The organism is Roseateles sp. GW821-FHT09B06 (assembly GCF_059418245.1).
Window position 1 is genome coordinate 152,626 of record NZ_JBWKPM010000005.1, and the last position, 12,740, is coordinate 165,365.

At 69.0% G+C, this 12,740-nt stretch carries 14 protein-coding genes; 3 read left to right on the top strand and 11 right to left on the bottom strand.

Annotation, left to right across the window (positions count from 1 at the left end; translation table 11 throughout):
* Positions 1-67: 67 nt before the first annotated feature.
* The 6 genes from AC07OQ_RS06695 to AC07OQ_RS06720 all read right to left on the bottom strand — a co-directional run bounded on the left by AC07OQ_RS06695 (position 68) and on the right by AC07OQ_RS06720 (position 5,525).
* The gene (locus AC07OQ_RS06695; RefSeq protein ID WP_495052319.1) at positions 68-868 is read right to left on the bottom strand and encodes a competence/damage-inducible protein A; all 801 of its coding nucleotides are present in this window, start codon (positions 866-868) and stop codon (positions 68-70) included.
* A complete protein-coding gene (locus AC07OQ_RS06700) occupies positions 865-1,761 on the bottom strand; it encodes an EI24 domain-containing protein (RefSeq protein ID WP_495052320.1) in 897 nt (298 codons plus the stop codon). Before AC07OQ_RS06700 ends, AC07OQ_RS06695 begins: the two co-directional genes overlap by 4 nt.
* A 57-nt stretch (positions 1,762-1,818) precedes the next feature.
* Positions 1,819-2,781: a sterol desaturase family protein gene (locus AC07OQ_RS06705; protein ID WP_495052321.1), complete on the bottom strand. Its 963-nt coding sequence runs from the start codon at positions 2,779-2,781 to the stop codon at positions 1,819-1,821.
* Positions 2,782-2,794: 13 nt separating this feature from the next.
* Complete coding sequence (locus AC07OQ_RS06710; RefSeq protein WP_495052322.1) at positions 2,795-3,598, bottom strand: polysaccharide deacetylase family protein; 804 nt, start codon at positions 3,596-3,598, stop codon at positions 2,795-2,797.
* The gene (locus AC07OQ_RS06715; RefSeq protein ID WP_495052323.1) at positions 3,598-4,587 is read right to left on the bottom strand and encodes a YncE family protein; all 990 of its coding nucleotides are present in this window, start codon (positions 4,585-4,587) and stop codon (positions 3,598-3,600) included. Before AC07OQ_RS06715 ends, AC07OQ_RS06710 begins: the two co-directional genes overlap by 1 nt.
* 125 nt (positions 4,588-4,712) lie before the next feature.
* Entirely contained in the window at positions 4,713-5,525 is an 813-nt protein-coding gene (locus AC07OQ_RS06720; protein WP_495052324.1) for a TIGR00266 family protein, read from the bottom strand.
* A gap of 88 nt (positions 5,526-5,613) precedes the next feature.
* On the opposite strand from AC07OQ_RS06720, the gene AC07OQ_RS06725 reads away from it, so the two are divergent.
* On the top strand, positions 5,614-6,420 hold the full coding sequence (locus tag AC07OQ_RS06725; RefSeq protein WP_495052325.1) for an IclR family transcriptional regulator: 807 nt from the start codon (positions 5,614-5,616) through the stop codon (positions 6,418-6,420).
* 144 nt (positions 6,421-6,564) lie between these two features.
* Here AC07OQ_RS06725 and phbB read toward each other — a convergent pair whose 3' ends face one another.
* The 3 genes from phbB to phaC all read right to left on the bottom strand — a co-directional run bounded on the left by phbB (position 6,565) and on the right by phaC (position 10,331).
* Positions 6,565-7,305 (bottom strand): acetoacetyl-CoA reductase, encoded by a 741-nt coding sequence (gene phbB, locus AC07OQ_RS06730; RefSeq protein ID WP_495052326.1) that lies wholly within the window; start codon positions 7,303-7,305, stop codon positions 6,565-6,567.
* A 136-nt stretch (positions 7,306-7,441) separates the two neighbouring features.
* A complete protein-coding gene (locus AC07OQ_RS06735; RefSeq protein ID WP_495052327.1) occupies positions 7,442-8,623 on the bottom strand; it encodes an acetyl-CoA C-acetyltransferase in 1,182 nt (393 codons plus the stop codon).
* Positions 8,624-8,654: 31 nt separating this feature from the next.
* Positions 8,655-10,331, bottom strand: a complete 1,677-nt coding sequence (gene phaC / locus AC07OQ_RS06740; RefSeq protein WP_495052328.1) for a class I poly(R)-hydroxyalkanoic acid synthase — start codon at positions 10,329-10,331, stop codon at positions 8,655-8,657.
* 138 nt (positions 10,332-10,469) lie between these two features.
* On the opposite strand from phaC, the gene AC07OQ_RS06745 reads away from it, so the two are divergent.
* Positions 10,470-10,748 carry a hypothetical protein gene (locus AC07OQ_RS06745; RefSeq protein ID WP_495052329.1) on the top strand — a complete coding sequence of 93 codons (279 nt, stop codon included), beginning with the start codon at positions 10,470-10,472 and terminating at the stop codon, positions 10,746-10,748.
* On the opposite strand, the gene pgeF is transcribed toward AC07OQ_RS06745, so the two are convergent.
* Both pgeF and maiA read right to left on the bottom strand, forming a co-directional pair.
* Positions 10,668-11,429, bottom strand: a complete 762-nt coding sequence (gene pgeF, locus AC07OQ_RS06750; protein WP_495052330.1) for a peptidoglycan editing factor PgeF — start codon at positions 11,427-11,429, stop codon at positions 10,668-10,670. The two genes, AC07OQ_RS06745 and pgeF, sit on opposite strands and share 81 nt — an antisense overlap.
* Positions 11,429-12,061 carry a maleylacetoacetate isomerase gene (gene maiA / locus AC07OQ_RS06755; RefSeq protein ID WP_495052331.1) on the bottom strand — a complete coding sequence of 211 codons (633 nt, stop codon included), beginning with the start codon at positions 12,059-12,061 and terminating at the stop codon, positions 11,429-11,431. Before maiA ends, pgeF begins: the two co-directional genes overlap by 1 nt.
* A 112-nt stretch (positions 12,062-12,173) precedes the next feature.
* Between maiA and AC07OQ_RS06760 the strand changes: the two genes are divergently transcribed.
* Positions 12,174-12,734 carry an NUDIX hydrolase gene (locus AC07OQ_RS06760; RefSeq protein WP_495052332.1) on the top strand — a complete coding sequence of 187 codons (561 nt, stop codon included), beginning with the start codon at positions 12,174-12,176 and terminating at the stop codon, positions 12,732-12,734.
* Positions 12,735-12,740 lie beyond the last annotated feature (6 nt).

The following is a 12,740-nucleotide window of genomic DNA, read 5'->3' on the forward strand; positions in this document are numbered from 1 at the left end:
CCCAGCGCCCGCTCACAGAGAGGGGCGATGGGGCAGCCACAGCATCGGTGCACTCCATCGGTGCAGTCTAGCGCACCAATTCGGTTCTTACATCCGCACCAAAATGGGTGAGGCCGAGTTTCAGGGCCTCGTAGGCGGCCAGCAGGCGGGCCTCCAGTTCCGGCCCGGCCTTGACGCCCAGCTCGATATGCCGGCCCCATTGCGGATGGTCGACGCTGGGCAGGCTGAATACCTTGACCCCGGGGAACTCCGCCTCGATGCGCTCCATCAGCGGCGTCAGCGTCGCCTCCATCGCGCCAGTCAGGATCAGCGAGCGCTCGCGCAGCGCGCCGCGCCGCAGCTCGGGGTGCCGCTGGTCCAGCACCCAGGCCATCATCGGATGCGCCATCACCGGGAAGCCGGGCACGAAGTAGACCGTGCCGACCGAGAAGCCCGGGATCCTGTTGTAGGGGTTGGGGATGATGGCCGCGCCCTCGGGGAACTCGCCCATCTGCAGGCGGCGCAGGGTGTCGGGATGCTCGGGGTCGGCACTGGCGCCCTGCTCCGCCGCCATCTGGCGGATGCGCTGCCAGATCAGCTCGCGCGCCTCCGGGTGCAGCGCCAGCGGCCGCCCCAGTGCCGCGGCGGCGGCCTGGCGGGTATGGTCGTCCGGCGTGGCGCCGATGCCGCCGCAGCTCAGCACCAGATCGCCGCTGGCGAAGGCACGCGCCAGCGCGGCGGTCAGGCGTTCGCGGTCGTCACCCACATACTCGGCCCATGACAGGGCCAGGCCGCGCTCGCCCAGCAGTTCGATGAACTTGGCCAGGTGCTTGTCCTGGCGCTTGCCGGAGAGGATTTCGTCGCCGACGACGATCAGGCCGATGTTCATGGCGGACCTCCATGCAGCGGTGGCAGCAGATCGGGTGTTGCCACCTCCTCGACCCAGGGCATCTCCGCGGGCGGGGCCGCGGCCGACCGCGCGGCGCGCAGCTCGGCCAGCGCGGTCAGCGCATAGTGGGCGAACCACAGCGAGGAGAAGGCGAACACCAGGGTGTAGAGCCAGACCGTCAGCAGCACCAGCAGCGGCGCCAGCACCACGGCCAGCATGCTGAAGGCCCAGATCAGCGAGGGCGCGGCACCCAGGTAGCCGGTGATCACGCCCATGGTGAGCAGCGGCAGGCGGTGCTCGCGCATCAGCTGCTTGCGTTCCGCGGCCGAGGCATGCTCGGCGAGCACGTCGAAGGCGAAGACGCGGTAGGACAGCCAGCCCCAGATCAGCGGCGGCAGCACCAGCACCAGCGGCGGGATCAGCCAGAACGGCATGCTGAGGAACAGCGCCAGCAGCGCTCCGGCCGCACAGAGCAGCGACCACAGCAGGCCCTGCCACCAGTTACCACCGTGCTTGCGCTCCATGGCCGGGAAACGCCGCTCGCTCACCAGCGCGACGCAGGACGGCGTCATCAGCCAGGCCACCAGCACCAGGGCCAGCACCAGCACCACCGGCACGGCCATCGCGACCACCAGCAGCGGCGCCATCACGCTGCGGAAGCCCGCAGCGCCCATGCTGTCCAGCCAGCGCAGCAGGCTCTCCACCAGCAGCCAGGATTCCAGGGTGGCGCGCACGCCGTCCACCGCCGTCTCCCAGAAGAAATAGGCCAGACCGACGGTCAGCCCGGCGGCGATCAACAGCGGCAGCAGCGACAGGCCGATGACGCGCGGATGCAGGCAATAGGCGGCGGCACGCCAGCAGGCGTCGGCCATGCGGCCCATGGTGTTGACCATCGTCTCCCTCTCGTGGACTTCAGCGTCCCGCCAGCATACCCGGTGGCACGGCGGGACTCAGCGCAGGCCGACCAGGCGGCGCAGGCCCAGCCATTGCTGGCGCCAGAAGCCGCGGCCGTAGTCGCGCGCGCCCTCCTCGGCCAGCTGGTCGCGGATGCCGGTCGGCTCGTAGCGCAGCTGGAAGTCGGCGGTGCCGAACAGCAGGTCCCAGACCGGGAACAGCACGGCGAAGTTGTGCCCGCCCAGCGTGCCGCGGCCGCCCGACTCATGGCCGATGCCGATCGAATGGTGGCGGCGGTGGAAGCGCGGGCTCACCAGCACGCGCTCCAGCAGCGGCCCGAACCAGAGCCGTGCGTTGACGTGCGACAGGCTCTCCAGCAGCTGCGAGACCGCGATCAGCGCGACGAACTGCCCCGGCTCCACGCCGATCAGGCGCGCCAGGATCACGAACACGCTGTCGATCAGCAGATCGTCCAGCAGGTGGTTGCGGTTGTCGCTCCACAAGGTCATCTGGCGCTGGCTGTGGTGCAGCGCATGCAGGCCCCACCACCAGTGGAACTGGTGCTGGGCCCGGTGCAGCCAGTAGTTGACGAAGTCGAACGCCAGCAGATAGAGCAGGAAGCTGACCCAGGGAATGTCGCTGACGCCCGGCCACAGCGCATCGAGCTGGTAGCTGGGCAGGCCGGCCATTCGCGCCTGGCCGGCCAGGAAATCCCACAGCGGGTCGATCGCAAAGAACAGCACCAGGCGGAACAGGCCCAGGCGGTGGATCAGCGTGTAGAGGATGTCGACGCGCACCGCGGCCCGGTCGGCCACCGGCTCCACCGGGCGCCAGCGCTCCAGCGCGCGGAACAGGGTCAGCATCACGCCGATCTGCAGCAGGCCGACGAGCAGCCAGCCGGTGGCATCAAACGCGTCCTCCAACAGATTGCCTTGGCCCAGGTCGAACACCAGGGGCTGGATCAGGGTCTCGAACAGCCATTGCTGGACCAGACCGAAGCCGTCGTTCAGGAACTCCATCAACGCTATTTCATCACGGCTTGGTGGCAGCGCCGCGCAGCAGCGGGCCGTAGCGCGGATGTTCGCGCAGCGGTGCGAAGCACAGGCCGCGCTCCTTCAGCCCCGCGACCAGGGGCTCCAGCACCGCCGGCGCCCAGGGGTCCTGGCGCGACCAGATGCCCAGATGGGCCAGCAGGATGTCGCCGGGCTTGACCTCGCGCAGCGCCTTCTCCAACAGCTGGGCGTTCGAGTAGCGCTCGCTGGGCAGTTCGTCGCCCAGGAAGCCCGCGCGGCTCCAGCCCACATGATGGAAGCCGCAGGCCTGGGCGGCCGCCAGCAGGGCCGGCGAGGCGCGGCCGCCGGGCGCGCGGAAGAGCGGCGCCATCTCGCGGCCGGTCATCTGCTGGAAGCGCTGCGCCGGCTTCCTCAGCTCCTCGCAGTACTGCCGGGCCGTCAGCTCGCGGATGCGCGGCTGCTGCATGCCGGCCACGGTGCGGAAGCGAAAGCGCGGCTCGCCGTCGACGCTCGGCAGGTCGGCGATCCAGATGTCATGCTCCCAGGTGTGGGAGCCGAAGTCGTGGCCTTCGGCGGCGCGTTCGCGCCACCAGGGCGCCCAGCGCTCGTCCAATGTCGTGCCGCCGCCGAGCGTCGGCTCCTCGGCCAGGAAGAAGGTGGCGCGCACGGCATGGCGCTTCAGCACCTCGGCCACCAGCGGCGCCACGCCCATATGGCCGGTGTCGAAGGTCAGGTAGACCGGCTTGTCGCAGGCGGTCTGGGCGCGGGCGCCCGGCGCGCTCCCGAGTGCCGCGCAGAGCAGCAGCAGGAAGGAACGGCGCATCACTGGCGCGTGACGTGATTCAGGGTCCAGACGCCGTGCGGCGATTTGCCGACCTTGACCTGGCGCAGCAGCTTCTTGGTCGGCAGGTCCAGCACCGAGAGCTTGCGTGCCCAGCGCGAGGTGAACAGCAGGGTGCGGCCGTCGGCCAGCAGTTCCATGTCGTCGGGGCCGCCCGGGGCCTTGAACTCGTCCACGACGCTGAAGCCCTGCAGATCGATCTTGCTGATGGTGTTGGCCGCGCGGTTGCTGACCAGCACATGGCGCTTGTCGCCCATCGAGCGGAAGGAATGGGCGCCGTTGCCGGTCTCCACGCGCTTGACCAGGCGCGGCTGCGCGCCCGAGACGTCGTAGACCTCGACATGGCGCTCGCCGGTCAGGGCCAGCAGCAGATGCTTGTCGTCGGCCGTCAGGAACAGGTCGGCCGGCATCTTGCCGACGCTGATCTTCCAGCGCGGCGCCTGGGTGTTCAGGTCGATGGCCAGCAACTCGTCGCTGTCCTGCAGGCTGGCGTAGACCACGCTGCTCCTGCTGTCGATGCTCAGGTGGCTGGGCGTCTTGGGCGCCGGGATGCGCTTGACCAGCTGCAGCGGCTGCTCCGCGTTCTGCGGCTGCCAGCGGTACAGGGCCACATGGTCGAGCCGGTTGCCGGCGGTGACGAACCACTTCATGTCCGGCGAGAAGCGCAGATGGTAGGGATCGGAGATGCCGCGCAGCACGCGCTGCACCTCGGCCGTGCGCGGGTCGATGAAGGTCAGCGAGTCGCCCAGGGCATTGGCCACCACCATGGACTTGTCGTCCGGCGTCAGATAGAGGTGGTGCGGCTCCTTGCCGGTCGGGATGCGCTTGAGCGACTCGAAGCTCACCGGATCGATCACGCTGATGTCCGCATCCAGCGAATTCAGCACGAAGATGGGGCTGCTGGCCTGGGCCAGGCCCAGCATGCAGCAGGACAACAGGGCCGCGACCAGCGACCGGGATTTCAAGAACATCAGGCTTTCCTCGGATTCAAGCAGCCGGCGCCCCAAAAAGAGCAAAGGGCAGCGCAAGCACTGCCCTCAAGTGTAGGCGCCGGCGGCTCGCCGGCGCCTTAAGCCGCGTCAAGGCGGCCCAGCCTTCACTCGTCGTCGCCGCCCAGCACCGAGCCCAGCAGGCCGCCGCCCGCAAAGCCGCCCAGCACCGAGCCCTCCTCGCGGCGGCCGCCGTTCTGCGGCGCGGCCGCGAAGATGCGCGAGGCCAGGCGCGAGAACGGCAGGCTCTGCAGCCAGACCTCGCCGGGGCCGGTCAGCTTGGCCAGGAACAGGCCCTCGCCGCCGAACAGCGCGGTCTTGATCTTGCCGACATACTGGATCTCGAAGTCGACGCTGGGCGTGTAGGCCACGACGCAGCCGGTGTCCACCAGCAGGGTCTGACCCGGCTGCAGGGTGCGGCGCAGCACGGTGCCGCCGGCATGCACGAAGGCCAGACCGTCGCCGTCGAGCTTCTGCATGATGAAGCCCTCGCCGCCGAAGAAGCCGGTGCCGAGCTTCTGCTGGATCGCGATGCCCAGCGAGACGCCGCGCGCCGCGCACAGGAAGGCATCCTTCTGGCAGATCAGGGTGCCGCCCAGCTTGCTCAGATCCATCGGCAGGATCTTGCCGGGATAGGGCGCGGCGAAGGCGACGCGCTGTTTGCCCGAGCCCTGGTTGGTATAGACCGTCGTGAACAGCGACTCACCGGTGATCAGGCGCTTGCCCGCGCCCAGCAGCTTGCCGAAGAAGCCGCCCTGCTGCTGCGCGCCGTCGCCGAACACCGTGTCCATCGCGATGCCCGCATCCATGAACATCATGCTGCCCGCCTCGCCGATCGCAGCCTCGCCGGGGTCGAGCTCGACCTCGACGAACTGCATCTCGCTGCCCTTGATCTCGTAGTCCACCACATCCATTGCCATCGTTCACTCCTGTGCCAAGCAAAACCGAAACGGCCGCGATGGTAACCAATCCGGAACCGCGCCGGGGCCCTGCCTATACTGGACGCCCATGAACGAAGCCTCTCCCGTCAACGCCGTTCCGGACCTCAAGCCCGGCGACAGCTATGTGCAGTCGTTCGCGCGCGGCCTGGCGGTGATCCGGGCCTTCAGCGCCGAGGCGCCGCGCCAGACGCTCACCGAAGTGGCCAGGCGCTGCGGCCTGACGCGCGCCGGCGCGCGCCGCATCCTGCTGACCCTCGAGACCCTGGGCTATGTGAAGAGCGACGGCCGGCTGTTCTACCTGACGCCGAAGATCCTCGACCTGGGCTTCGCCTATCTGTCCTCGCAGCCGCTGTGGCAGTTTGCCGAGCCGGTGATGCAGGCCCTGGTGGCCGAGCTGAAGGAAAGCTGCTCGGCCGCGGTGCTGGAGGGCACGGACATCGTCTACGTGCTGCGCGTGCCGGCGCGCAAGATCATGAGCATCAATCTGGGCCTGGGCAGCCGCCTGCCGGCCTGGTGCACCTCGATGGGCCGGGTGCTGCTGGCCGGCCTGCCGCCGCACGAGCTGGACGCCTATCTGGCGCAGCTGCAGCTGCAGCCGCTCACCAGTCGCACGGTGCGCAGCCTGCCCGAGTTGCGACAGCGCATCGCCGCGGCGCGCGAGCAGGGCTGGTGCCTGGTGAACCAGGAGCTGGAGGAAGGCCTGGTCTCGCTGGCGGCCCCCATCGTCGATCGCAACGGCCGCACGATCGCGGCGCTGAATCTCAGCACCCAGGTCAACCGCAACCCGCCCGAAAGCCTGCTGGCCAACCATCTGCCGCGACTGCTGGAGGCGGCGCAGAGCATCTCGCGGCTGCTGCAGATCAGGGCGGCCTGAGGTCAGCCCCCACCAAGTGCCACCCGGCCAAGCCGGGTAGCACTCACGGAAGTCACCCCACGGAGCCCGAGGATCCGGCTTGGCCGGTCCTACGGGCTCGCCCCCTTGAGGGGGCGCGCGAAGCGCGTAGGGGGTGATCCGTTCCTATCCCATGTGCAGCCCGCCGTTGCAGGAGAAGTCGGCGCCCGTGGTGAAGCCGGAGTCCCCGCCGGCCAGCCAGGCGACGATGGCCGCGATCTCCTCGGGCTGGCCCAGGCGCTTGACCGGGATGGTGGCGATGATCTTGTCCAGCACGTCCTGGCGCACCGCCTTGACCATGTCGGTGGCGATATAGCCGGGGCTCACGGTGTTGACCGTCACGCCCTTGGCCGCCACTTCCTGCGCCAGCGCCATCGTGAAGCCATGCATGCCGGCCTTGGCCGCCGAATAGTTGGTCTGGCCGAACTGCCCCTTCTCGCCGTTCACCGATGAGATGTTGATGATGCGGCCCCAGCCCTGGTCGAGCATGCCGTCGATCACCTGCTTGGTGACGTTGAACATGCTGTCGAGGTTGGTGGACATCACGGCCTGCCAATCGGCCAGGCTCATCTTGCGGAACTGGCCGTCGCGCGTGATGCCGGCGTTGTTGACCAGCACGCTGATCGTGCCATGTTCGGCCTTCACCTTGTCGAAGGCCGCCACCGTCGATTCCCAATCGGCCACATTGCCGACCGAGGCGTAGAAGGTATAGCCCAGCGCGGCCTGCTCGCCGAGCCATTTGTCGTAGTCGCGGCTCGGGCCGCAGCCGGCGATCACCTTGAAGCCTTCCTTGTGCAGACGCTGGCACATCGCGGTGCCGATGCCGCCCATGCCGCCGGTCACATAGGCTACCTTTTTGTCGCTCATCTGAATCTCCTTTGCCTCCATGGCTTTTATGGGGCCCGCCGCTAGGGCCCCGCTTCAGGCTCCCGCAAGCCCGGCGGACGGTCAAGCGGGTTTGCCCCCGAGGGCAGCGAGGCGCTGCCGGCTTATCGTCCGAGGGTCAGCGCTCGACGGTCAGCGCGACGCCCATGCCGCCGCCGATGCACAGCGAGGCGATGCCCTTCTTCGCATCGCGCTTTTGCATCTCGTGCAGCAGGGTCACCAGGATGCGCGCGCCGGAGGCGCCGATCGGGTGGCCCAGCGCGATCGCGCCACCGTTGACATTGACCTTGCTCAGGTCCCAGCCCATCTCCTGGTGCACCGCGCAGGCCTGGGCCGCGAAGGCCTCGTTGATCTCCAGCAGGTCGAGGTCCTGCGGCTTCCAGCCGGCGCGTTCCAGCGCCTTGCGGGCGGCCGGCACCGGGCCCATGCCCATGATGGCCGGATCCAGGCCCGCGCTGGCATAGGAGGCGATGCGCGCCAGCGGCGTCAGGCCCAGCGCGGCGGCCTTCTTCGCGCTCATCACGACCAGGCCGGCGGCGCCGTCGTTCAGGCCCGAAGCATTGCCGGCGGTGACGCTGCCGGCCTTGTCGAAGGCGGGCCTGAGGCTAGAGAGCGCCTCCGCATTGGTCTTGCGGTTGATGAACTCGTCCTTGTCGAAGACGATGGGGTCGCCCTTCTTCTGCGCGATGCTGAAGGGCACGATCTCGTCGCCGAAGCGACCGGCGTCCTGCGCCGCGGCGGCCTTCTGCTGCGAGGCCAGCGCCAGCGCGTCCTGCGCCTCGCGGCTGATGCCATGCTTCTTGGCCACGTTCTCGGCCGTGATGCCCATGTGGTACTGGTTGTAGACGTCCCACAGGCCGTCCACGATCATCGTGTCCACCAGCTTCCAGTCGCCCATGCGCTGACCGTCGCGCGAGCCCGGCAGCACATGCGGCGCCATGCTCATGCTTTCCTGGCCGCCGGCGATGATGATCTCCGAATCGCCGTCGCGGATCGCCTGCGCGGCCAGCATCACCGCCTTCAGGCCCGAGCCGCAGACCTTGTTGATGGTCATCGCCGGGATGGTGTTGGGCAGGCCGGACTTGATGACGGTCTGGCGCGCCGGATTCTGGCCGGTGCCGGCCTGCAGCACCTGGCCCAGGATCAGCTCGCCCACCTGGCCGCCTTCCAGATTGGCACGGCGCAGCAGATCCTGCACGACCGCGGCGCCCAGCTCGCTGGCGGGGGTCTTGGCGAGCGCGCCGCCGAACTTGCCAATGGCGGTGCGGGCCGCCGCAACGATCACGATGTCGGTAGTCATTGTCTTCTCCGGTGGTGGGGTTTGTCGGCTCTCAGGCCTTGGCTTTCACATAGCGGCCCGGCGCCGGCTCGATGGCCTTGTACGTCCGGTTGCCCGCCGCCTTCGGTGCGGTCTTCCTGGCGCCGGCATGCGCGCCCAGCCAGGCGGCCCAGTCGGACCACCAGCTGCCGGCATGCTCGGTCGCGTCGGACAGCCACTGCTGCGCATCGGCCGGCAGCGCCGTGCCCTTGCCGATCCAGTGGCTGCGCTTCTTCTTGGCCGGCGGGTTGATCACGCCGGCGATATGGCCCGAGGCGCCCAGCACGAAGCGCTTCTTGCCCGTGAACACCTGGGTCGAGCGGTAGGCGCTGTCCCAGGGCACGATATGGTCCTCGCGCGAGCCGTAGATATAGACCGGCGCCTTGATCTTCGCCAGATCCACGGCCTCGCCGCAGACCGTCAGCCGGCCCGGGACCTTCAGCTCGTTCTGCAGATAGGTGTGGCGCAGGTACCAGCAATACATCGGGCCTGGCAGATTGGTCGAATCGCCGTTCCAGTACAGCAGGTCGAAGGCCGGCGGCGCCTCGCCCTTGAGGTAGTTGCCGACCACATAGTTCCACACCAGGTCGTTGGGCCTCAGGAAGCTGAAGGTGGTGGCCAGCTCCTGGCCATGCAGCAGGCCCGGACCCTTGGGACTCTGGGCGCCGATGGACATCTCGCGCAGCTGCACCGAGGCCTCGTCGACGAACAGGTCCAGCACGCCGTTGCTGCTGAAGTCGATCAGCGTGGTCAGCAGGGTGACGCTCTCGGCCGGATGTTCGCCGCGCGCCGCCAGCACGGCCAGCGCGGTGGCGAGTATCGTGCCGCCGACGCAGAAGCCCAGCGTGTTGATGGTCTTCGTGCCGCCGATCTCGCGCACCACCTCGATCGCCTTGATCGCGGCCTGCTCGATGTAGTCGTCCCAGGTCCAGCTCTTGCAGCTCTCGTCCGGGTTGCGCCAGCTGACCACGAAGGTGCGATGGCCCTGCTCCACGGCGTAGCGGATCAGCGAGTTCTCGGGCTGCAGATCGAGGATGTAGTACTTGTTGATGCAGGGCGGTATCAGCACCAGCGGCCGCTCGTGCACCTGGGCCGTCAGCGGCTTGTACTCGATCAGCTGGAACAGCTCGTTCTCGAACACCACGCTGCCCTCGCTGGTGGCCACGTTGCGGCCCACCTCGAAGGCGCTCTCGTCGGTCTGCGACAGATGGCCGCGCTGCATGTCGGCCCACAGCAGCTGCAGGCCCTTGGCAATGCTCTCGCCCTGGCTGTCCAGCGCCAGGCGCTGGGCTTCGGGGTTCAGGGCCAGGTAGTTGCTGGGCGCGGCCGCATCGACGAATTGCTGGACGGCGAAACGGATGCGCGCCTTGGTCTTCTCCTCGCCCTCCACCCCCTCGGCCATCTGCTGCAGGGTCTTAGCGTTGAGCAGGTAGAGCTGGGCCATGAAGGCACTGGCGGGATTGGATTGCCAGCCCTGGCCGGCGAAACGGCGGTCGCTGGGCGCCGAGGTGCTGCCCTGCAGCGCCTGGTTCCACAGCTCGGTGGCCTGTTTCAGATAGTCGGCCTGCAGATGGCTCCAGGCACTCACGGGCACTTGCAGGCCCGACAGATTCTTCATCAGCATCTCGGCCGCGGCCTGCGGCGTCTCCGGAACGGCGAACGCCGCATCCGCTTGGGGCTTGCGCTTCATGTGTCTCCTCAGGGGCAGGACCGCCCTGGACCCGCGGTCCGAACGGCTCGTCATCATCATCTCAGCACAGGCAAGAAGCTTGCCACAGCCGGGCCCTCCATGTTGTACCCTTGTCAAACAATCTTCTGATGACAACCCATGTACCTGGTTGCAATCGCCTGGCTGTATGTGGCGCTGATGATGGCCCTGGCCGAGGCCCTCAGCAGCCAGGGCTCGATCCTCGGCGCCGTCTTCACCTTCGCGCTCTATGGCGCGCTGCCGGTCAGCATCCTGATGTACCTGCTGGGCACGCCGTCGCGGCGCGCGGCACGCAGGCGCGCCGCGGCAGCGCAAGCCTCAGAGCAGGCGGATGGCGGCGACCATGCGGCCGCTGGCATGCCCGTCGAGGGGCTCGCGCCGGAACGAAAAGAACCGTGAGGGTTCGCCGAAGGTGCACCACTGGCCGCCGCTGATGCGGCCGAGGCCGACGGCCGCCAGGCGCGAGCGCGCCAGTGCCGGCAGATCGGCGCGCCAGCGCGGCTCGCCCCGCGCATTGGGCCGATAGACATAGCAGGCCGGATCGCCGCCGCAGGCCTGCAGCACGTCCTCGCCCACCTCGAAGGCCGCGGGGCCGATGCAGGCGCCCAGCCAGGCCTGGATCTCGTCGGCGCGGCAGCCGGTGGCCGCGCGCAGCGCCGCCACGGTGTTCTCCAGCACGCCGCCCGCCAGCCCGCGCCAGCCGGCATGGGCGCCGCCCACCGCGCCCGGCGCGGCGAACAGCACCGGCAGGCAGTCGGCCACCTGGATCGCCACGCCCAGGGCCGGATCGGTGCTGATCGCGGCATCGGCCGCCGGCGCATCGTCGCGCCGCAACTCGGGCCGCAGTCGCAACACCTCGTTACCATGAACCTGGCGCAGGAACACCGCCGGCACGCCCAGCGCGGCCTCGACGCGCGCGCGGTTCTCGGCCACCGCGGTCGCATCGTCGCCCACCGCGCGACCCACGTTCATGCTGGCATAGGGGCCCCGGCTGACGCCGCCGGCGCGCGTGGTCATGAAGGCATGGGCGCGGGGCGCGTCCCAGTCCGGCCGCAGCCAATCGCCGTGGGGCGCCGCCATCACTCGGCGTCCGGGCAGGCCGAGGGCTGGGTCTTGGCGAAGGCCTCATGCGCCATGCAGTTCGCATGCACGCGCAGCACCTCGGGCAGATGGTCCAGCCGGCAGTTGAAGCGCTGGGCATTGAAGACCTGCGGCACCAGCACGCAGTCGGCCAGCCCCGGTGTGTCGCCGTGGCAGAAGCGCCCGGCACCCTGCTTCAGGCGCTGTTCCACCACCGCCAGCCCCTCTTCCACCCAATGGCGGTACCAGCGGTTTTTCGCCTCGTCCCCCACCCCCATCTCGCGCACCAGATAGCGCAGCACGCGCAGATTGTTCAGCGGGTGGATCTCGCAGGCCATGTCCTGCGCCAGCGCGCGCACCCGGGCGCGGCCCAGCGCATCGGCCGGCAGCAGCGGCGGCTCGGGGTGGGTCTCGTCCAGGTATTCGATGATGGCCAGCGACTGGCCCAGCAGCGCGTCGCCATCCTTCAGCAGCGGCACCAGCCTGGACACCGAGCTGCTGGCGTAGGGCTCGGCCAGCTGCTCGTTCCTGACCAGGTGCACCGGCCGGTAGTCGTAGTCGAGCCCCTTCAGTGCCAGCGCGATGCGCACGCGCCAGGAGGCCGAGGAGCGGAAATAGTTGAACAGTTCCATGTCGATAGCCGAACCGCCCCGAGCATGGCGCCGCTCGGGGGCAGCGAACGCAGGGGGCGTGGGTTTGCAATGCCCGGGATCATGCCACCGGCGAGCCGCTACACTGAAGCGCATGTGGCTCACGCGTCGCTTCAAACATTGCCCCAGCTGCGGCGCCGCCGTCGAATACCGCATGCCCGCCGACGACAACCGCGAGCGCGCCACCTGCACGGCCTGCAGCAGCATCCATTACGAGAACCCGATCAATGTGGTCGGCACCCTGCCCGTCTGGGGCGAGGGGCCGGACGCGTCGGTGCTGCTGTGCAAGCGCGCGATCGAGCCGCGCTACGGCCTGTGGACCCTGCCCGCCGGCTTTCTGGAGCTGGGCGAGACGGCCGCCGAGGGCGCGCGGCGCGAGACCGACGAGGAGGCCGGCGCGCAGATCGAACTGCTCAATCTGTACTGCCTGCTGAACGTGGTCCAGGTGGGCCAGATCCATATCTACTACCGCGCCCGGCTGCTCTCGCCCGAGTTCGCTCCCGGCCCGGAAACGCTGGAGGCGCGCCTGTTCCACGAGCACGAGATTCCGTGGGACGAACTGGCCTTCCGCACCGTGCGCGAGACCCTGCGGCGCTTTTTCGACGACCGCCGCCTGCAACGCCCCCACGACCTGCACGTCGCCGACATCGTCTGAACGGCG